Genomic DNA, 19,548 nt, shown 5'->3' on the forward strand with positions numbered 1-19,548 from the left:
TCAATAGACGGTTGCCTGCAAAAGGGAACGGCGTCGGGTTGGTGCAGGACTTCGGTTTGAGTCCTCCTCCGACAAACCCGGCGACAGATTATTCGCGCAGCCGGGGAATCTCGTGCTGCGCTTTTCGTGCGTGCCGGATCAGAGCACGCCGGAAACTTGCTTGGAAGGGGGAGAACTTTTGCGAAAAGCCCGAGTCTATGTTTGCAAGCCCGGTCAATTAGTAATGCAAGCCTCCTTCGAGCTTATCGAGGAGTGTTCATGCTAACCCAGGAAGAGGATCAGCAGCTGGTCGAACGCGTTCAGCGCGGCGACAAGCGAGCTTTCGATCTGCTAGTGCTGAAATACCAGCACAAAATTCTCGGGTTGATCGTGCGTTTTGTGCACGACACCCATGAAGCCCAGGATGTCGCCCAGGAAGCCTTCATCAAGGCCTACCGCGCACTTGGTAATTTTCGCGGGGACAGCGCGTTTTACACGTGGCTTTACCGCATCGCCATTAATACGGCGAAAAACTATCTGGTTTCACGCGGCCGTCGGCCGCCGGATAGCGATGTAAGTTCCGAGGATGCCGAGTTCTATGATGGCGATCATGGCCTCAAGGACCTTGAGTCACCGGAGCGAGCCTTGCTGCGGGATGAGATCGAAGGCACCGTCCATCGAACCATCCAGCAATTACCTGAAGATTTGCGTACGGCTTTAACTTTACGTGAATTCGACGGTCTGAGTTACGAGGACATTGCGAGCGTCATGCAGTGTCCGGTGGGTACCGTGCGCTCCCGGATCTTCCGCGCTCGGGAGGCCATCGATAAAGCCCTGCAACCGTTGTTGCAGGAAAACTGAGACAGCGGCGATAGCCAAGAGAGGAACGCCATGAGTCGTGAAGCCCTGCAGGAATCGCTGTCCGCAGTGATGGATAACGAAGCGGACGAATTGGAATTGCGTCGGGTATTGAATGCCTTTGACGATGTTGAAACCCGTGAGACCTGGGCTCGTTACCAGATCGCCCGGGCTGTCATGCACAAGGACCTGCTGCTTCCGCGTCTGGACATCGCTGCGGCCGTTTCTGCTGCATTGGCTGATGAAGCCGTACCGGCGAAAGCCTCTCGTGGTCCATGGCGTAGCCTGGGTCGACTGGCTGTGGCCGCGTCGGTGACCGTAGCCGTTCTGGCAGGCGTGCGCTTGTACAACCAGGATGAGATTGCCGGTGTTCAGATGGCCCAGCAATCCAACCAGCCAAGCTTGGCCACCCCACAGGTCAAAGGCCCTGCGGTACTGGCTGGCTACAGCGAAGGTTCGGAAGCTGCCGGCACCAATGGTGTCCTTCAAGGACAACCAGGCTGGCATGATCAACGCTTGCCCAATTATCTGCGCCAGCATGCCCAGCAGGCTGCGTTGAAAGGGACTGAAAGTGCACTGCCATACGCTCGTGCAGCCAGTCTGGAAAACCGTTAAGGAGGACCATGCGCGCCATACCTCTCTTATCGCTTCTGCTCGGTGGCTGGTGCGTTGTTCCAGCCCATGCAGGTGAGGCTCAAGACTGGCTTAATCGTCTAAGCCAAGCCGAGCAACAGCAAAGCTTCCAAGGTACTTTCGTTTACGAGCGTAACGGTAGTTTTTCCACCCATAACATCTGGCATCGCGTCCTTGATGGCAAAGTCCGCGAGCGGCTATTGCAGCTCGACGGTTCGGCACAGGAGGTCATGCGCATTGATGGACGTACTCAATGCGTCAGTGGCAGCTTGATTGCCGGGCTGGGAAATACGCCTGAAGGTACTGCGCGTGCGCTTGATCCGCAAAAACTCAAGAATTGGTATGACCTTGCCGTCATTGGCAAGTCGCGTGTGGCTGGGCGACAGGCAGTGATCGTTGCCCTGACGCCCAAAGATCAGCATCGTTATGGCTTTGAGTTGCATCTGGACAAGGAAACCGGTTTGCCGCTCAAGTCTCTGTTGCTCAATGACAAGGGCCAGTTGCTCGAACGCTTCCAGTTTACCCGCCTGAATATCGCCGAACCTTCGGACGGTGACCTGCAGGCCAGCGCCGAGTGCAAGGCCGTTGCGCAAGACCCTGATAAAGCCCCCGCGGTAAAGACCGCCTGGCATTCGGACTGGCTTCCGCCTGGCTTCGAACTGACCAGCAGCGTTGCGCGAAAGGATCCGGACACCAAGGTCCAGGTCAGCAGCTTGATGTACGACGATGGCCTGGCTCGCTTTTCGGTGTTTCTCGAACCGTTGAACGGTGCTACAGCTACCGACACTCGCACCCAGTTGGGGCCGACGGCTGCTGTATCTCGTCGTCTCACCACGCCGCAAGGCGAAATGATGGTCACGGTGGTTGGAGAAATTCCTATCGGTACGGCAGAGCGGATTGCGCTGTCCATGCGCTCCGACGTCGCGGCAGCCAAGTAGTCCATTGCTCAGGTGGCTCGATTGCGCATGAGGCCGGTAGCGCCGAGGCTTGATCGAAATGCCGAAACTTCCTGTCAGCATTTTCATTTGCAAAAAAACGATTTTTTTTCTATTAGGTCAGAGCCGCTCGGCTCTGGCCTTGTCTGTTTGCGGAGGATAAATACCAGCGTATCGTGCTCTGGTGTTTCTGCTCCATATCGCTTAACCATGCTCGTCGTAACGGGAGCCGTATGTCGATACCACGCTTGAAAACCTATCTCTCCATATTTGCCACCGTGCTGGTTCTCGGTCAGGCCGTTCCCGCGGTGGCGGTCGAGTTGCCTGACTTCACTCAGTTGGTCGAGCAGGCTTCGCCCGCCGTCGTGAACATCAGCACCACGCAGAAGCTGCCGGAACGCAGGGTGATGGATCCGCAGATGCCAGACCTGGAAGGCCTTCCGCCCATGTTGCGTGAGTTCTTCGAACGCGGAATGCCGCAGCCGCGCTCGCCCGGTGGTGGCCGCCAGCGTGAAGCGCAGTCCTTGGGCTCGGGCTTCATTATTTCGCCGGATGGCTACATCCTGACCAACAATCATGTGATCGCCGATGCCGATGAAATCCTGGTTCGCCTGGCCGATCGCAGCGAGCTCAAGGCGAAGCTGGTCGGCACCGACCCACGCTCCGACGTGGCGTTGCTGAAGATCGAAGGCAAGAATCTGCCTGTGCTCAAGCTCGGCAAGTCGCAGAATCTTAAAGCCGGCCAGTGGGTGGTGGCGATTGGTTCGCCGTTCGGCTTCGACCATACGGTGACCCAGGGTATCGTCAGCGCCATCGGTCGCAGCCTGCCAAACGAAAACTACGTCCCATTCATCCAGACCGACGTGCCGATCAACCCGGGCAACTCCGGAGGTCCGTTGTTCAACCTCGACGGTGAGGTCGTGGGCATCAATTCCCAGATCTACACCCGTTCGGGCGGTTTCATGGGCGTGTCATTCGCCATTCCGATCGACGTTGCGATGGACGTCTCCAACCAGTTGAAGAGCGAGGGCAAGGTGAGCCGCGGCTGGTTGGGCGTGGTCATCCAGGAAGTGAACAAGGACCTGGCCGAGTCGTTCGGGCTGGAAAAACCTGCTGGCGCCCTGGTGGCGCAGATTCAGGAAGGTGGTCCGGCAGCCAAGGGTGGCTTGCAAGTCGGTGACGTGATTCTCAGCCTCAATGGCCAGCCGATCATCATGTCCGCTGACTTGCCGCACCTGGTGGGAGCCCTCAAGGCTGGTGCCAAAGCCAACCTGGAAGTGATTCGTGAAGGTAAGCGCAAGAACGTCGAGCTGACGGTTGGCGCCATCCCTGAAGAAGGCAAGGAACTGGATTCACAGCCCAAGTCTGGCGTAGAGCGCAGCAGCAATCGCCTGGGCGTGGCCGTGGCTGAGCTGACCGAGGAGCAGAAGCGCACGCTGGAGCTGCAAGGCGGCGTCGTGATCAAGGAAGTACAGGACGGTCCAGCTGCACTGATCGGCCTGCAACCGGGCGACATCATTACGCACCTGAACAATCAGGCCATCGGCTCCACCAAGGCGTTCACCGACATTGCCCAGGCACTGCCGAAGAATCGTTCGGTGTCGATGCGGGTCCTGCGCCAGGGACGTGCGAGCTTCATTACTTTCAAATTGGCCGAATGACCGGTTGATCGCTGAAAAAAACCGCCTCGAACGAGGCGGTTTTTTTATGTCTGGCGAATGCTCAGCCCATCATGTCCTTGACCATGCGCTCCTGCTCCATGAGCTCTCGTTGCCGGGCATCGATGCGCGACGACAACGGGAAATTGGTGCCGGCGCGCCGTTTGGCGAAGTCCAGCTGCTGGATGGCCTGACGGTAATCGCCCACCAGTGCGAAGTATTCGGCACGTGCTTGATGCAGGCCGATGATATTGCCTGACAGCCCGCGGGTTTCCGCCACCATGTACCAGACGTCCGGGTCGTCCGGGCGGTTCTTGAGCAGGGTTTCGAGGGCCTTCTCGGCGTCGGCGGGGCGGTTCTGCTTGAGCAACAGGTCGACACGCACTTGGTTGAGCGGATAATTGCCCGGGTATTGCACCAGCAGCCGGTCGACGCGAGCTTGAGCATCCGCCAGCTTGTTGCTGGTAATGTCCAGATCCACTTCGGCCAGGTTGTAGATGATCTCGTTAGGCGATTTCGCCAACAACGGCTTGAGGTTCTCGCGAGCCTCATTCAGCTGGCCGCCCTTGATTTGCGCGATCGCCAGGCCATAACGGGCGACATCGTTCTTCGGGTTTTCGTCCAGCAACGCGCGAAAACGCTTGGCGCCCAGCCCCGGCGTTTCTTCATAGGTCAACTGGACCCGTGCACGGATCAGTTGATAGCGCATGCTGTCCTCGATGCCCCCTGGCCTGGCCTGCTCGGCGCGGTTGCGGGTGTCGGCAATGCGCGATTCGGTGACCGGGTGAGTCAGCAGGAACTCTGGGGGCTTGGCGTCAAATCGGTACTGGCGCATCAAGCGCTCGAACATGGTCGGCATGGACCGCGGGTCGTAGCCGGCCTTTTCCAGGTTCTGGATACCGATGCGGTCGGCTTCCTGCTCGTTCTGGCGCGAGAAGCGCCGTTGTTCCTGGATGGCGGCGGCCTGGGTCCCGGCGATGGCGGCAATACCCGCGTCACCACCACCGGCGGCGGCAATCACGATGCCCGCCAGCAACGCCGCCATCATCGGCACTTGCATGCGCTGTTGGGCTTCAACGCCGCGGGCAAAGTGACGTTGTGACAAGTGCGCCAGTTCATGGGCCATGACCGATGCGTATTCGCCTTCGGTCTGCGCGTTGAGAAACAGTCCGCCATTGACCCCGACGATTCCGCCGGGTGCGGCGAAGGCGTTGAGCTGGGGGCTGTTGATCAGGATGAACTCCAGGCGCCGGTCATTGACCTGGCTGGTTTCCACCAGCTTGTAGACACTGGATTCGACGTAGTCCTTGAGCTGCGGATCGTTGAGTTGCGAGACCTGGCTGCGCAGCAGGGCCAGCCAGGCGCGACCCAGTTGATGTTCCTGTTCCGGCGAGACGATGGCAGAACTGGCATCGCCAAGTGACGGCAGGTCGTCGGCGAAGCCCGGTGAGGCGAGCAGGCAAGCGAGCGTCAGCAGGGTGGGGCGCAGAAATGTCATGCACGGAGCCTTAGTCGACAAAGACCTTACTGTAGCCGGACAGCGGGTCCGGGACCAGATATTCTAGGCGGCTCGACGACTGTTGCGGAGTGAAACAATGACCGATGCTGTAGCCTACGATGCCGAGTTGGACGCCAGCGGCCTGAACTGTCCGTTGCCGTTGCTCAAGGCCAAGCTGGAACTCAATCGCCTGGCCAGCGGCGCCGTGCTCAAGGTGATCGCGACGGATGCGGGCTCCCAGCGCGACTTTCGTACCTTCGCACGGCTGGCCGGTCACACGCTGCTGCGTGAAGAAGACGAAAACGGCGTCTACCGTTATTGGCTGAAGAAAGCCTGAAAACGGACAGCAATTCATAGGGATTTTTAATGTTCAAAGTGTTACGTGACTGGATCCAGCGCTACTTCTCCGATGAAGAGGCGGTGGTATTGGCCGTGCTGTTGTTCCTGGCCTTCACGGCTGTCCTGACGTTGGGAGGCATGCTCGCGCCGGTCTTGGCGGGGATGGTGCTGGCGTACCTGATGCAGGGGCTGGTCACAACGCTGGAGCGCTTGCGGCTGCCAGGCTCCGTGGCGGTGGGGTTGGTGTTCGCCCTGTTCATGGGGCTGCTGGTGGTGTTCCTTGTGGTGATCGTGCCCTTGCTCTGGCACCAATTGGTGACCTTGTTCAACGAGCTGCCAGGGATGCTCGCGAAATGGCAATCGCTGCTGCTGCTATTACCGGAGCGCTACCCGCACCTGGTCTCGGATGAGCAGGTGCTGCAAACGATCGAAGTGGTGCGCGGCGAGATCGGCAAGTTCGGCCAGTGGGCGCTGACATTCTCCCTGTCCAGCTTGCCGCTGCTGGTGAACATCATGATCTATCTGGTGTTGGTGCCAATCCTGGTGTTCTTCTTTCTCAAGGATCGGGAAATGATCGGGCGCTGGGTTCGGGGTTATCTTCCTCGTGAACGGGCGCTGATCACTCGGGTAGCCCAGGAAATGAATCGCCAGATCGCCAACTACATTCGCGGCAAAGTCATCGAGATTTTCATCTGCGGCGGCGTCACCTATATCGGTTTCGTCGCCCTGGGCCTCAACTACGCCGCGTTGCTGGCGCTGCTGGTGGGGATTTCGGTGGTGGTGCCTTACGTCGGCACCGTGGTGGTAACCGTGCCGGTGGCGCTGATTGCGCTGTTCCAATGGGGCTGGAGCGACCAGTTCATCTATTTGATGGCGGTGTACGGAATCATCCAGACACTGGACGGCAACGTGCTGGTCCCGCTGCTGTTTTCCGAAGCGGTGAACCTGCACCCGGTGGCGATCATCTGCGCGGTTTTGCTGTTTGGCGGGCTGTGGGGATTCTGGGGAGTGTTCTTCGCGATTCCCCTGGCGACGCTGTTCAAGGCAGTGCTGGATGCGTGGCCTAGCAAGGAACCGGTGGTGGCGCCGCTCTTGTAGGGGTCCTGGGCACATGGCGAGCCGACTCGCCATGTGCCCAGGCAATGACACCTCAGGCGTTATTCAGCGCCTGAGCCGCCGCCAGCACCGCTTCCACATGGCCCGGCACCTTCACGCCACGCCATTCCTGACGCAATACACCGTCCTTGTCGATCAGGAATGTGCTGCGGTCAACGCCCAGGTACTCCTTGCCATACAGCTTTTTCAGCTTGATCACATCAAACAGCTGGCAGACGGCTTCGTCCTTGTCGCTGATCAGCTCGAACGGGAATTCCTGCTTGCACTTGAAGTTCTCGTGGGACTTGATGCTGTCCCGGGAGACGCCAAACACCTCGGTGTTGGCCGCCTGGAATTGTGCGTATTGATCGCGAAAACCCTGGCCTTCGGTGGTGCAGCCGGGGGTGCTGTCCTTGGGGTAGAAGTAGATCACGACCTGCTTGCCTTTGAGGGCCGCGAGGCTGACGGTCTGCCCGCTGGTGGCGGGCGCTTGGAAATCGGTAACCGACTGGTCGATGGCAACGGCCATGAACGCTTCCTTACATTGGGTTTTGTGGGCGCCACGGTTCGATCAATGCGTCCAGGTTCATCGCATCGGCGAAATCCAGGAACTGATCACGCAGCCAACTGATCTGGGTGCCGGCCGGCAAGGTCACGGTGAACGTGGCGTTGAGCATGGTGCCGCCCGTTTGCGGGGCCTGATAAGTGTCGCACGTGAGGTTTTCCAGCTCGACGTGGTGGTCCATGAAAAACTGGCACAGCTCGTTGATGATGTCCGGGCGGTAGGCCGAACTCACATAGGCCACGTAGGGCAGGGCCTGGGGACGGTTCTCCAAGACAGCGCTGCGCACCACGTTAACGGTGAAGGCGTGCTTCTTGGCCAACACGGGCAGGCTACCTTCCAGGCGGGCGAGGGCGTCCCAGCTGCCGGAGATCTCGAGCACGAGCGCGCTGCATTCGCCATGACGGGTCAGGCGTGAGGTCACGACGGCGCAGCGATTTTCATGGCTGGCGCGGCACAGGACGTTAGTCAGCTCCATGGGGTTGGCGCCAAGGGCACTGATAACAAGGAATTGTTCGCGGACTGTGGGGGTGGACATGCAGCATTCCTAAAGCGATGAGCGGTCGGTATGTTTCAGCTCGACGGGGCGACAGCACTGGGAAAACGAACGGTTCAAGCCTTTTGCTTTTTTGTGGCGCTGCGTTGCGGGACATCACGCAAACACCTGTTCAAGAGCAGGATCGAGGCTTGTAGCGACGAAAACGGAGGCTGGAAACCGGCGTATGAGCTTATCGGTACCGATCAAAGGCTGAAGGGTAGCGAAAACCATCGCCAAGGGGAATGGGAGTTCGCTTGTACAAGCATCTTGGCGCCAGTACCATTACGGCTCTCTTTTTCCGGCAGGAGCGGTTTCATGATTGCGGGCAGTATGGTGGCACTGGTCACACCCATGGATGCACAAGGGCGTCTTGACTGGGCCAGCCTCAGCAAACTCGTGGACTTCCACCTTGAAAACGGCACCCACGCCATCGTCGCCGTCGGCACTACCGGCGAGTCGGCAACCCTTGACGTCAACGAGCACATCGAAGTCATCCGCGCCGTGGTCAAGCAGGTCAATGGGCGCATTCCGGTGATCGCCGGTACCGGCGCCAACTCCACCCGCGAAGCCGTCGAGCTGACCCGCAACGCCAAGGAAGCCGGGGCCGACGCCTGCCTGCTGGTCGTTCCGTACTACAACAAGCCGACCCAGGAAGGCTTGTACCAGCACTTCAAGCACATTGCCGAAGCCGTCGACATCCCGCAGATTCTCTATAACGTTCCCGGCCGCACCTCCTGCGACATGCAGGCCGAGACCGTTATCCGCCTGTCCACCGTACCGAACATCATCGGCATCAAGGAAGCCACTGGCGACCTGGCGCGTGCCAAGGCCATCCTCGATGGCGTGAGCCAGGATTTCATCGTGCTGTCCGGCGATGATCCGACCGCTGTCAAGCTGATCCTGATGGGCGGCAAGGGCAACATCTCCGTCACCGCCAACGTCGCCCCCCGCGAGATGGCCGACCTGTGCGAGGCCGCGCTCAAGGGCGACGCCGAGACCGCACGGGCACTCAACGAAAAACTGATGCCGCTGCACAAGGACCTGTTCATCGAGGCCAACCCGATCCCAGTGAAATTTGCCCTGGTCGAAATGGGCTTGATGCACGAAGGCATTCGCCTGCCGCTCACCTGGTTGAGCACTACCTGTCACGAACCGCTGCGGCAGGCCATGCGCCAGTCCGGCGTCCTGGTTTAATTGAGGAACTACACCGCATGAAGCGAATGGCCGGCCTTTCCGCACTTGCCTTGATTATCTCCAGCACCAGTGGCTGCGGATGGGTCTGGGGCCCGGATGGTTATTTCCGCGATCGTGGTAGCGACTACCTCGAAGCGCAACAGACTGCACCGATGCAACTGCCACCCGACGTCAGTGTCGCCAAGCGCCTGGATCCGCTGTTGCCGATCCCGCGCAACGTCGCCGACGACAGCGTCAAAGGGGAATACGTCGTCCCGCGTCCACAGCCGTTGACGGCCGTGGCCGATGCCAGTGACTACACCCTGCAAAAGAGTGGCGACTCAAGCTGGGTCATGGGCCAGCACCCGCCGGCCGAAGTCTGGCCCGTGGCGATCCAGTTCTTCCAGGACAACGGCTTCCGCCTGGATGAACAGCGTCCGCAGACCGGTGAGTTCACCACCACCTGGCAGCGCTCCGATGAACTGTCCGCGGCCATGGCCAAGCGCCTGAGCGCCGCCGGTGTCGCCGCCGACAGCGAAACCCGCGTGCGGGTGCGTATCGAGCCGGGCGTGCAGCGCAACACCAGTGAAATCTACGTGGTCAGTGCCGAGCGTCCTGCCGGCAGCACCGCCGACGTGGCTTTCACCAACCGTTCGGTGAACAACAGTCTCGACGCCGCGCTGGTCGACGACATGCTGGCCAGCATGAGCCGTAACGCCGAGCAGGGCGGTTCAGTCTCGATGCTGGCGACCCGTGACTACGACACGCCGAGCCGCGTCAGCCTGAGCGAAGACGGCAGCGGCAATCCGGTGCTCAACGTCGGCTCCGACCTGGATCGCGCCTGGTCGAGCGTGGGTCGTGCGTTGGAGCAGGGCGAATGGCGAGTTGAAGACATCAACCGCAGCCTGGGCCTCTACTACATCAACCTCGCCGAAAAAGCCGAGAAGAAAGACGAGAAGCCCGGCTTCTTCAGTGGTCTGTTCGGCAGCGCGCCGGACAAGGAAGAGATCGAAGCCCGTGCCGAGCGTTATCAGGTTCGCCTGAGCAAGGTCGGCGACAACGTCCAGGTGACCGTCGAGAAAAACATCAACACCGTGGCGCCGGCCGATGTGGCCCGCAAAGTGTTGGGCGTGATTCAGGACAACCTGGGCTGATCCGATGCGTTTTGCCGTTCTCGGCAGCGGTAGCCAGGGCAACGGCACGCTGATCGCCAGCGCCGGCACCTATGTGCTGGTCGATTGTGGTTTCTCCTTGCGAGAAACCGAGAAGCGCCTGTTGCGCCTGGGTGTTCACCCGGCGCAACTGAGCGCGATACTCGTGACCCACGAACATGCCGATCATGTGCATGGCGTGGGTTTGCTGTCTCGGCGTTACAATCTGCCGGTCTACCTGAGCCGCGGAACGCATGGCGGCCTGCGCAAACCCATCGAACCGGCTGGCTTCGTGGCCGGCGGCGAGCAGTTGCGCATTGGTGCCCTGGACATCAACGTGGTCAGCGTGGCGCATGACGCCCGGGAGCCGACGCAATATGTCCTCAGCGATGGCGAGCGGCGCTTCGGGTTGCTCACCGACCTGGGTTCGTATTGCGACAGGGTCATGGACAGTTATCGGGACCTCGATGCGCTGATGATCGAGTCCAACCATTGCCGCGACATGCTGGCGCGGGGGTACTATCCGTACTTTCTCAAGCAGCGGGTCGGCGGGGAACACGGACATTTGAACAACCACCAGGCGGCGTTCCTGGTGGCCGAGTTGGGCTGGCAAGGCCTGCAACACCTGGTCCTGGCCCATCTGAGCAGCAAGAACAACCTGCCGCAGCTGGCCCGGCAATGTTTTGTCGACACTCTCGGGTGCGACCCGGACTGGCTGCAACTGGCCGATCAAGATTCAGGGCTCGACTGGCGACATATCGCCTAGCCCACTACTTAGCAAGCGGAGCCCATCATGGAAAAACGTGAAGAACTCTACCGCGGCAAAGCCAAGTCGGTTTACAAGACCGACGACGCTGACCGCTTGATCCTGCTGTTTCGCAACGACACCTCGGCGTTCGACGGCAAGCGCATCGAACAGCTCGACCGCAAAGGCATGGTGAACAACAAGTTCAACGCCTTCATCATGCAGAAACTCGAAGCCGCCGGCGTGCCGACCCAGTTCGACAAACTGCTGGGCGACAACGAATGCCTGGTCAAGAAGCTGGACATGATCCCGGTGGAATGCGTGGTGCGTAACTACGCCGCCGGCAGCCTGGTCAAGCGCCTGGGCGTGGAAGAGGGCATGAAGCTCAATCCCTACACCTTCGAGCTGTTCCTGAAGGACGACGCCAAGGGCGATCCCTTCATCAACGAATCCCACGTCGTGGCCTTCGGTTGGGGCACCGCCGAGCAACTGGCGCGCATGAAGGAATTGTCCCTCAAGGTCAACGACGTGCTGACCAAGCTGTTCGACGATGCCGGCCTGCTGCTGGTGGACTTCAAGCTGGAATTCGGCGTGTTCAGCGACGGCTCCATCGTCCTGGGCGACGAGTTCAGCCCGGACGGCTGCCGCCTGTGGGACAAGGACACCAAGAAGAAGATGGACAAGGACCGCTTCCGCCAAGGCCTCGGTGACGTCATCGAAGCCTACGAAGAAGTCGCCCAGCGCCTGGGTGTACCGCTGTAATCGACGCAAGCATCTGATAGCACGGAAAAAATTTCGCCCGGGGGTTCGCTTCCGGCGAATGTGCTGGTATGATGCGCGCCACTGGAGAGATGCCGGAGTGGCCGAACGGGACGGATTCGAAATCCGTTGTACTGGCGACAGTACCTAGGGTTCAAATCCCTATCTCTCCGCCATAATTGAATACGACTAAGCCCCTGAAATGGTTGAACATTTCAGGGGCTTTTTCGTTTCTGGCGTTTTGTAAAACACCTTCGCTCAAGTCACCCCAGCCCGCCGTTCGTCTTAAATCCATCCGACCTGTAAGTTCTGACAGTAGGCAGCCTTCGCCGCTTGAAGTCTCATGGCTCCATGCCGAAAGGCCGCCCACCATTGTCAGGAGACATCATGGACATCCAATCTTCCGCCTTGAACGAATTGTTCAAGCTATTCCCTGTGATCATCATGGGGTGGGTGACGCCAGTGAAGCCGGCGGGTATTGCGCATGGCGGCATTCCCAAGAGCCTGTACGACAATCAGCCCAAGGGGTTGAGATGCCTGATCGACCCGTGGACCGAACTCCAGAAACGTTCCTGGACAATGGCGGTGGATGACCGAGCTGATTTGTACGTCAACGACGATCCATTTCCGGTGGATGGTAAGGACGTAGGGCCAGGAGAAGAACAGCTGCGCATGGAGCTGCATGTGCCCCATGGTCGGTTACTGAATGGTGTCAACCGGTTGCACTACAAAGTAACCCGTCCCAGTCAGAACGGTGTGTCATCAGGGGATTTGCTTGTACTTTATCACCTGCGGGCGCCGGGGGAGCCTGCACCCCAAGGCCTGGACCTGGTCATTCCAGTCGACGTGATTGCCGACGGAGTCAGCGGTGAACGGGCGGCGCAGGGTGTAGCGTTTGGTTTTACTTATTCCAATCGGCGGACCTACGACCGCATCAATTTCTTGATAGGCAATGCGACGGTTCCATTTGAAGTATTGGACGGTTTGGTGCCCGTGGTGCATACGCTCTTTACCGATACATTCATACAGGCAGGGGACAACCCAAACACGCCGCTTGAATTCAGGGTGACGGATCAGTTGGGCAACTCCAACCAGTCCTCAATCAAATATATCAATGTCCACCTTGGTCAGGTCGAGCAGGACCTACCAGCGCCCAACGTTGAAGGTGTTAAGGACGGCGGCACGCTCGATCCCTCTCAAACAACCCAGGTCTGGACCAGGGTGCCGGGGACGGCGTTGCTGGAAGGCGATGAGGTCGTTGTAACCTGGACGGATGAAAGCGGTGTCGCTCTTCCTTATGTATCTCCTCCAAAACCTTATACGTTCAATGACACGCAGCTAGGTTATCTGCGTTTTCCGATCGGCGCGGCTGTGGTGCAAAGGTTTCTCGACAAGAGCGTCAAGGTGACCTATACGCGGGATCGAAACGGGAGCATCACCGGACCGTCACTGCCGTTCAAGATGCGGGTTGAAACGCCTGTATTGCAGGAGCAGTTCAAGGTGATGGGCGCACGTTTCAACCGCACGACATATAGAGCTTCTGGTAGCTCACGGCTATTGAGTGCGTTGCGCGCCGACACGCTCCAGCCGCTGATGGTGGAATGGAAGTATGCGGATGAAATCAACTGGAGTGCACCTTCCGCTACCTGGCGCGACAGTCAACCATCCAAGCCATTGCAGGTACGTTCCAGCAGCCATGAGGCGACGTTGAACCCGGCGAATATTTTCGGCAACGGGGCCGATACGCTTACCGATGGCGGTGCAGCTTTTGTAGCCTTGCGCGACCAGGGCGATGTGGTGGGCTGGGGCAATCCGGATTTCGGCGCGGCACCTCCCGCCCTGAGCAATATTTTCGAAGTGAGCTGCACCCAGAGCGCTTATGCGGCGCTGGACAGTGGCGGCACTGTGCGGGTCTGGGGCGATTCGAACGCAGGCGGGATGATGGGAAGCGTATCGCCTTATGGCTTCGCCGAGTTGGCCGCCAATGGCAATGCATTTGCCGGACGCAAGACCAGCAACAATAGCCTGGTGGCCTGGGGGAGAGGTCAGGAGACGGATTTGATTCCTCCGGAACTGGGAGGGCTCCCCGGAACAACACATGTTTACGGCGCCTCCCAGGCATTTGCGGTTCGTCGTCTGAATAACCCTGTCGTGGCCTGGGGTCGAAATTTGGACGGTGACTACGGCGGCACGATGCCTGGGGACCTCGTTATCAATGATGCCGTGGACATCTTGGGCAGTTTCGCCGCTTTCGCGGTGTTGCGTGCAGGCGGCCGAGTGGTGGCCTGGGGCAATACTGCCTATGGCGGCACGTCACCGAATCTCTCCGGCATTGCTTCTCTGGGGTGTTCAAACGCCCAGGCGTTCTGTGTCCTGAATAACAGTCAGCAGGTGCAATCGTGGGGCACACCGGATTACGGAGGCGGCGGGATTCCGTCACCCAACAGCAACGTTGTCGAAGTCGTCAGCACTTGGCGCGCATTCGCCGCGCGTCGTGGCGACGGTACCGTAGGGGTTTGGGGGCGACCTAATGAAGGCGGTACCCATCCTGGAGGGCTGACAAACGTTGTGCAGATTGCCGGCAGTTCCGAAGCGTTTGCCGCGTTGTGCAGTGATGGCTCGGTCATAGCCTGGGGCAATGCGCTGGTGGGCGGCGGCGGGGGGCCGGTTTTGACTGACGCGCTGGCGATATACAGCAACTCCCACGGTTTCACCGCATTGACGACCAGTGGCGATGTGGTCAGTTGGGGGCATCCTGGCGGCGGTGGCAACAACGCCGCAGTGATCGGGCAACTGCGCAACAACGTCTCCTACTACCGCTCGCCACCGGCACCGAGGGCCCTGGCCGCCCAGGCTGAGCACGCCAGCAGCCACTCTTGAATCATTTTTCCGGTTCTTGATCCGTCTCGGCGCACCGTAAGGACGCCGAGTCCTCTCTACCTATGAGGCCTCATCATGTCCGGCACACCTGAACGTGCGGTAAACCTGCCTCCCCCGTCGGTGGATGAGGCGCCTGACGGCATCCTCGACCCTGCCGATATCCCGCTTGATGGTGCCCGTGTCCGGCTCAAGCGCTCTGCCGCCGATACTGGCTGGCAGAAGGCGTTTGTCTTCGTCGGCCCTACCTACAGTAATCAGCTACCCGTAGGAACGACGATCAAGGATGTCGTGTTCTATGTCGAGGCAGAGCATTTTGTTGCTGATGCGGACGGTATCGTAATCATCCGTTATGACGTGCTGATGAGCGATGGCAGCACGGAACCCTCGGATAATTTTGAACTGAAAATAGACGTTGGCTTTGAGGCGCCTGCGACACTCGATCTCAGCCAGGATAATTATGTCGCGGTGGCCGACAAGGCTCCGCTGGACGTACCGCCCTATGCCCGGATGACACGACCGGCGACCGGGGGCACCCCGCCCTATCGCTATGAAAGCAGCAACGAGTACGTGGCCAGCGTCGATGCCCAGGCCGGCGAGGTGACCGCCAGGGGCAACGGCCAATGCACGATCACCGCCACCGACAGCCTGAATCAGCCGCGCCAGTATGAGCTGACCGTCAAGGGCATCCGGCAAGTGCATTGGCTGAGTAACAGCGCCGATTGGCAGGGCATGACCGCGGCTTGTGCTGTCGCCGACCTGGACAGGGTCACGCGCTCGGACCTCGACCGGTTACGGGCAGTGTACAAGCACCCGGACATTGGTGAGGCGGTCGGGGAATATCTGGGTTGGCTGCCCTATTCGTTCTGGACCGGTGACGCGGCGGGGGCGGGTACCTATTGGATCTATGAAATGGACACCGGTGACAAGACGTCAGCCGATGCCGGCGCCCATCACCAGGCACTCGGTATTTCCAAACGAGTGTCATGACCGTTTGCTTGAGGGGGGCGCGACATGAACGACACGCCAGAGAACACTGCAGCAAACGCTTTGTTGCCACCACCTTCCGTGGAGGGAGTGGGTGAGGACGCGACACTTGATCCCGATTCGGTGCCCCAGGGTATCAGGGTTCAAATTCCCGCAGGCAGCTTGGTCGAGGGTGATCTTGCAGTGCTCAGCTGGGCGGACGCGGCAGGCGTCGTGACCGCTTACACGCGCGACAAGCCCTATACCTATAACGATGTGGGCCTACCTTTGTACTTCACCGTGGCCCAGGCAGAGGCCCGCCGGTTCCTCGACCAAAGCGTGGCGCTGAGCTACACGGTGCAGCGCTTGGCGGGCGGAGCAGACGAGGACTCTGATGTCTTCAGCTTTCGGGTGGCAAAGCTGCCGCTGCCTGCGCCGACGATTCTGAAGGCCGAGGACAACCAACTGAACCCGGACGACTTGTTAGGCAACGCCACGGTACTGATCCCACGCGAAGCCTGGCTGAGAGCTGGCGATGTGCTGCGGGTGAACCTGGCGGGCGCGGCGGATGCCGGCAGTACCGTGGTGACGCATAAGGTCCTGCCGAGCGAGGGCGGGCAAGCGTTGGAAGTGGCCATCCCGTACAGTGTGATCGACGCCAATGAAGGCCGGTCTGTCGTGTTGTCCTATACCGTCAACGGGGGCGAGCCGAGCCCAGAGGCCGTGTACTCAATCAAGCGGGACGTAGGCTCCGGCGAGCTGCGGGTCATGGGCGCGCGGTACAACCGTGGTTTGTATCGCTGTTCGGCATGTTCGCGTCGGTTGAGCGCATTTCAGGCGTCGACCGGGCGGCCAATCCTGGCGCAATGGCAATACGACGGTGACGACGGTTGGGTGGCCGGCACGAGTTTTCGTGACACCGACTCGTCCCGTCCGTTGCGCGTGCGAACGACGGATTTTCAGATCATCGTCAATCCGGCGAACGTGTTGGGTAATGGCCTGGATAGCATGCTGACGGGGGAGGCGGCGTTCGTGGCCCTCCGGGGCATGGGCGATCTGGTCGGCTGGGGCAACGCCATCGAGGGCGCGAAAATTCCCCCGACCATCATCAGTATGGACGACATGGCCGAGGTGAGCGCCACGGCGGGCGCCTACGCTGCGCGCCGGGCCAATGGCAATGTCGTTGCCTGGGGATTGGCCACCCATGGCGCGACCATGGGTGAGCTGTCGAGGCTGGACTTTGCCCAAGTAGTGGGCAATGGCGCGGCTTTCGCCGGTATCAAACGCAGTGGTCAATTGGTCGCCTGGGGAGATCCGGAACGCGGTGGGTTGCTGCCCGCGCCCATCGAGGGCTACACGGATATCGTCAGGGTGTGCGGCGGGGCGTCGGCGTTTGTCGCGATCCGCCGCACTGGCGAGATCGTGGCCTGGGGCGCTGCCGCCAGTGGCGGCGAGTTGGGCGAAGCGGTCGGGCAGTTGAACGATATCGACGACGTGATGGGCAATGACGCCGCGTTCTCGGCCCTGCGCAAAAATCGCCGGCTGATTGCCTGGGGAGGAGCGGAGCAGGGCGGTGCGCTGCCGGAAAAGATCGCCTACCTGGACGATATTGTCGAGTTGAGTTGTGCCAATGCGCAGGCGTTCGTTGCCCGGCGAGCCAGTGGGCATATCGTCGCCTGGGGCGCGGCGACTCACGGCGGCGTGTTGCCGGACGTGATCAGGGACCTGGACGATATCGTCGAAGTGGTCGCCAATTGGCATTCATTCGTGGCTCGCCGGGAAAATGGCCACGTGGTGGCTTGGGGGACGGCGGAAACCGGGGGCGAACTCAGTGACGAGATTGCCCGGCTCAACGACATTGTCCAAGTCGTCGGCTCATCCAGGGCTTTTGCCGCCCTGCGCAAGGATGGCAGTGTCATGGCGTGGGGCGATATCACTGTGGGCGGGGACGCGAGTCCTGTCGCCGAAGGGTTGACGGACGTCCAGGCCATTTATGGCAACACCCATGGTTTTACTGCCTTGACCGCAGACGGTCGGGTCGTGACGTGGGGCCATGCCGCAGGAGGGGGCGACAGCGATGCGGTGCGATCTTTGCTCAATGACCAGGTGGCTTGTTATCGAGCCGTCGAAGCATTGACGTAGCGGGCCTCGCGATCATGAGCCATTTCTTCAAGATATTGATGCTGTCATGGGCACTGCTTGGCGTGACAGTCCATGCCGCCACCGGCCCGGAAGTTGCGCAATTGCTTAACAATCGTTACCGCTATGCACCGCAGCAGTGTGCTGGTGGGAACCCTGCATATTTTTGCAGCGGGGTATTGGTCAGCAGTCTGGCGAGCGGGCTATCGCTCAAGTTCTGGGAGCATACGGACAACGCTCTCGTGGTCGGTGCCCGGAGCTTTTCCTATTTGCGACGAGACTTGGGTATACGCACCCTGCGCGAGAGCAATGGCATGGTCTTCAGCGATTCGATCACGGCTATCAGTCAGGGCAAGACTGTCGACGTGCGCTGCGCCTACCCTTTACCGACGACGATACACGGGCTTGAGGGTTGCGGGGCCGGCGGGACAGTGGACGATCCGGGTTCCTGCGCCGCGCAAGGGGTCAGCGATGCGCCTGGCTGGCTTGTGCATTTCCAGCAGCACGGCCAGCAGCTCGACGCGCAATGTTCGCTGAGCAGCCGGATCGCGACACAGTTTCGCGCCAGCCTGCTGGCCCACCAGCAGTTGGGGGGTGACTGGGTGACCCAGCCCAATCAGTTGCAGGTGCGCCTTTGGGATGCACAGGCGCCGACGCAGATTCCGGTGCAAGCGTTGTTTTATGACTTGAGTCAAACCGGCGGCTTGCGTGTGGCGCAGAAGAATCAGAACGATTATCACGCGGCCACCGGGCAATGGCTGCCGATCCTGCGCCTGGATATGTCGCGGGCCCGGGATGACGTCTTCGGCTTCGAGCTGTGGGACCAGATTTATATCGGCTATGAAGTGGCCGGGCGGTTGAACAGGCGCTATTTCGATACGGCGGCCACCTGTCCGGATGGTCGGGCATCGTTCTACTGCAATTGGGTGATATTGAGAGGAACCGATGTTTCGCCACTTTTTCATTCTTGGAATCCCAGCCCCGCTTCGAAAGAAAACAACGGTATTTCCATTACGCTCTTAAGGACCGATTCCCTGGCCCCGAGGCCCGTCTGGCCTCAGGGGCTGCTGTTCAAGGAGATGGCAGCTCCGTCCGCGCATCCGCAGACATTGCGCTGCGGGTACCCCTACGACGGGCATACGGGATGGGGCACCGACGCCTGCCTGGTCAATGATGCCTGCGCCAATCTAGGGATCGACAACCTGGAAAAATGGACGGCGAAATACCACGCGAGTCTCTACCTGTCCTGCAGCTTCGACCCAACGGTAACGAACCTTCAGTTGATCGATGAGATCCGCAGAACGATCCCGATGCCTGAATACGACTGGAACGAATTCATTCTGGCGGCCTGGCCGGAGGATATTCCCGAGCAGTTGCCCGTCGACGCTCTTTTCTATAGCCACACGTCCTATTTCCCTCGGGATGGCCTGGCCGGCGCGCGTTATATCCAGGATGACTATTTCAAGAGTACGGGGCGCTTCTGGCCGGTCGTCCAACTGCGCCTTGGTGCCACGGACCGGCAGGTATTCATCTTTAATCCCGACGATCAATGCCTGGCTGGCAGTTGCGCCCCACCCCAGCAATCGTTCGGGGCTCAGGAAGCAGCAGATGCCTGGTTTCTCAAGCACGGACAATAGTGTCGG

General features: G+C 60.0%; 17 protein-coding genes and 1 tRNA gene. 15 read left to right on the top strand and 3 right to left on the bottom strand.

Translation table 11 applies throughout. From position 1 onward, the window contains the following. Positions 1 to 258 precede the first annotated feature (258 nt). From rpoE to J3P82_RS07230, 4 genes are all read left to right on the top strand, one after another. Positions 259 to 840 (top strand): RNA polymerase sigma factor RpoE, encoded by a 582-nt coding sequence (rpoE, locus tag J3P82_RS07215; RefSeq protein WP_003172477.1) that lies wholly within the window; start codon positions 259 to 261, stop codon positions 838 to 840. Positions 841 to 870: 30 nt separating this feature from the next. Further along, positions 871 to 1,452 (top strand): sigma-E factor negative regulatory protein, encoded by a 582-nt coding sequence (locus J3P82_RS07220; protein WP_186612236.1) that lies wholly within the window; start codon positions 871 to 873, stop codon positions 1,450 to 1,452. Positions 1,453 to 1,460: 8 nt separating this feature from the next. Then, positions 1,461 to 2,408, top strand: coding sequence for a MucB/RseB C-terminal domain-containing protein (locus tag J3P82_RS07225; RefSeq protein ID WP_434561834.1), 948 nt, complete (start codon positions 1,461 to 1,463; stop codon positions 2,406 to 2,408). Positions 2,409 to 2,638: 230 nt separating this feature from the next. Then, positions 2,639 to 4,066 carry a DegQ family serine endoprotease gene (locus J3P82_RS07230; RefSeq protein ID WP_434561836.1) on the top strand — a complete coding sequence of 476 codons (1,428 nt, stop codon included), beginning with the start codon at positions 2,639 to 2,641 and terminating at the stop codon, positions 4,064 to 4,066. 61 nt (positions 4,067 to 4,127) lie between these two features. Here the strand turns inward: J3P82_RS07230 and J3P82_RS07235 are convergent, their stop codons facing one another. Further along, complete coding sequence (locus tag J3P82_RS07235; RefSeq protein ID WP_434561838.1) at positions 4,128 to 5,561, bottom strand: M48 family metalloprotease; 1,434 nt, start codon at positions 5,559 to 5,561, stop codon at positions 4,128 to 4,130. A gap of 97 nt (positions 5,562 to 5,658) precedes the next feature. Here J3P82_RS07235 and J3P82_RS07240 point away from each other — a divergent pair, with 97 nt between their 5' ends. Both J3P82_RS07240 and J3P82_RS07245 read left to right on the top strand, forming a co-directional pair. Continuing rightward, positions 5,659 to 5,898 carry a sulfurtransferase TusA family protein gene (locus J3P82_RS07240; protein ID WP_434561840.1) on the top strand — a complete coding sequence of 80 codons (240 nt, stop codon included), beginning with the start codon at positions 5,659 to 5,661 and terminating at the stop codon, positions 5,896 to 5,898. Positions 5,899 to 5,927: 29 nt separating this feature from the next. Next, the gene (locus J3P82_RS07245) at positions 5,928 to 6,998 is read left to right on the top strand and encodes an AI-2E family transporter (protein ID WP_186612231.1); all 1,071 of its coding nucleotides are present in this window, start codon (positions 5,928 to 5,930) and stop codon (positions 6,996 to 6,998) included. A 52-nt stretch (positions 6,999 to 7,050) separates the two neighbouring features. On the opposite strand, the gene J3P82_RS07250 is transcribed toward J3P82_RS07245, so the two are convergent. Next, positions 7,051 to 7,524: a peroxiredoxin gene (locus J3P82_RS07250; protein WP_434561842.1), complete on the bottom strand. Its 474-nt coding sequence runs from the start codon at positions 7,522 to 7,524 to the stop codon at positions 7,051 to 7,053. 10 nt (positions 7,525 to 7,534) lie between these two features. Next, positions 7,535 to 8,095: a glycine cleavage system protein R gene (locus J3P82_RS07255; RefSeq protein WP_434561844.1), complete on the bottom strand. Its 561-nt coding sequence runs from the start codon at positions 8,093 to 8,095 to the stop codon at positions 7,535 to 7,537. A gap of 315 nt (positions 8,096 to 8,410) precedes the next feature. On the opposite strand from J3P82_RS07255, the gene dapA reads away from it, so the two are divergent. The 9 genes from dapA (at position 8,411) to J3P82_RS07300 (ending at position 19,542) form a co-directional block, all read left to right on the top strand. Next, on the top strand, positions 8,411 to 9,289 hold the full coding sequence (gene dapA, locus J3P82_RS07260; RefSeq protein WP_434561846.1) for a 4-hydroxy-tetrahydrodipicolinate synthase: 879 nt from the start codon (positions 8,411 to 8,413) through the stop codon (positions 9,287 to 9,289). Between the two features lie 17 nt (positions 9,290 to 9,306). Continuing rightward, a complete protein-coding gene (gene bamC, locus J3P82_RS07265; RefSeq protein WP_434561848.1) occupies positions 9,307 to 10,422 on the top strand; it encodes an outer membrane protein assembly factor BamC in 1,116 nt (371 codons plus the stop codon). Positions 10,423 to 10,426: 4 nt separating this feature from the next. Further along, entirely contained in the window at positions 10,427 to 11,185 is a 759-nt protein-coding gene (locus J3P82_RS07270) for an MBL fold metallo-hydrolase (protein WP_434561850.1), read from the top strand. A gap of 27 nt (positions 11,186 to 11,212) precedes the next feature. After that, positions 11,213 to 11,926, top strand: coding sequence for a phosphoribosylaminoimidazolesuccinocarboxamide synthase (gene purC, locus J3P82_RS07275; RefSeq protein ID WP_030141208.1), 714 nt, complete (start codon positions 11,213 to 11,215; stop codon positions 11,924 to 11,926). An 83-nt stretch (positions 11,927 to 12,009) separates the two neighbouring features. Next, positions 12,010 to 12,099 (top strand) — tRNA-Ser (locus J3P82_RS07280). Positions 12,100 to 12,310: 211 nt separating this feature from the next. After that, entirely contained in the window at positions 12,311 to 14,803 is a 2,493-nt protein-coding gene (locus J3P82_RS07285; protein ID WP_434561852.1) for a hypothetical protein, read from the top strand. 75 nt (positions 14,804 to 14,878) lie between these two features. Next, positions 14,879 to 15,790, top strand: coding sequence for an Ig-like domain-containing protein (locus J3P82_RS07290; RefSeq protein ID WP_434561854.1), 912 nt, complete (start codon positions 14,879 to 14,881; stop codon positions 15,788 to 15,790). Between the two features lie 210 nt (positions 15,791 to 16,000). Then, the gene (locus tag J3P82_RS07295; RefSeq protein WP_434561856.1) at positions 16,001 to 17,908 is read left to right on the top strand and encodes a hypothetical protein; all 1,908 of its coding nucleotides are present in this window, start codon (positions 16,001 to 16,003) and stop codon (positions 17,906 to 17,908) included. 14 nt (positions 17,909 to 17,922) lie between these two features. Beyond that, positions 17,923 to 19,542, top strand: a complete 1,620-nt coding sequence (locus tag J3P82_RS07300) for a hypothetical protein (RefSeq protein ID WP_434561858.1) — start codon at positions 17,923 to 17,925, stop codon at positions 19,540 to 19,542. Positions 19,543 to 19,548: the final 6 nt, after the last annotated feature.

It is taken from the genome of Pseudomonas sp. Z4-20 (assembly GCF_051131955.1).
Taxonomy (GTDB): domain Bacteria; phylum Pseudomonadota; class Gammaproteobacteria; order Pseudomonadales; family Pseudomonadaceae; genus Aquipseudomonas; species Aquipseudomonas marvdashtae.

Excerpts from the sequence above, each read along its gene's own strand:
- bamC (WP_434561848.1), top strand. The coding sequence starts at position 9,307 with ATGAAGCGAATGGCCGGCCTTTCCGCACTTGCCTTGATTATCTCCAGC.
- J3P82_RS07245 (WP_186612231.1), top strand. The coding sequence starts at position 5,928 with ATGTTCAAAGTGTTACGTGACTGGATCCAGCGCTACTTCTCCGATGAA.
- J3P82_RS07230 (WP_434561836.1), top strand. The coding sequence starts at position 2,639 with ATGTCGATACCACGCTTGAAAACCTATCTCTCCATATTTGCCACCGTG.
- J3P82_RS07235 (WP_434561838.1), bottom strand. The coding sequence starts at position 5,561 with ATGACATTTCTGCGCCCCACCCTGCTGACGCTCGCTTGCCTGCTCGCC.
- dapA (WP_434561846.1), top strand. The coding sequence starts at position 8,411 with ATGATTGCGGGCAGTATGGTGGCACTGGTCACACCCATGGATGCACAA.
- purC (WP_030141208.1), top strand. The coding sequence starts at position 11,213 with ATGGAAAAACGTGAAGAACTCTACCGCGGCAAAGCCAAGTCGGTTTAC.
- rpoE (WP_003172477.1), top strand. The coding sequence starts at position 259 with ATGCTAACCCAGGAAGAGGATCAGCAGCTGGTCGAACGCGTTCAGCGC.
- J3P82_RS07240 (WP_434561840.1), top strand. The coding sequence starts at position 5,659 with ATGACCGATGCTGTAGCCTACGATGCCGAGTTGGACGCCAGCGGCCTG.
- J3P82_RS07270 (WP_434561850.1), top strand. The coding sequence starts at position 10,427 with ATGCGTTTTGCCGTTCTCGGCAGCGGTAGCCAGGGCAACGGCACGCTG.
- J3P82_RS07225 (WP_434561834.1), top strand. The coding sequence starts at position 1,461 with ATGCGCGCCATACCTCTCTTATCGCTTCTGCTCGGTGGCTGGTGCGTT.
- J3P82_RS07290 (WP_434561854.1), top strand. The coding sequence starts at position 14,879 with ATGTCCGGCACACCTGAACGTGCGGTAAACCTGCCTCCCCCGTCGGTG.
- J3P82_RS07255 (WP_434561844.1), bottom strand. The coding sequence starts at position 8,095 with ATGTCCACCCCCACAGTCCGCGAACAATTCCTTGTTATCAGTGCCCTT.
- J3P82_RS07250 (WP_434561842.1), bottom strand. The coding sequence starts at position 7,524 with ATGGCCGTTGCCATCGACCAGTCGGTTACCGATTTCCAAGCGCCCGCC.
- J3P82_RS07285 (WP_434561852.1), top strand. The coding sequence starts at position 12,311 with ATGGACATCCAATCTTCCGCCTTGAACGAATTGTTCAAGCTATTCCCT.
- J3P82_RS07220 (WP_186612236.1), top strand. The coding sequence starts at position 871 with ATGAGTCGTGAAGCCCTGCAGGAATCGCTGTCCGCAGTGATGGATAAC.
- J3P82_RS07300 (WP_434561858.1), top strand. The coding sequence starts at position 17,923 with ATGAGCCATTTCTTCAAGATATTGATGCTGTCATGGGCACTGCTTGGC.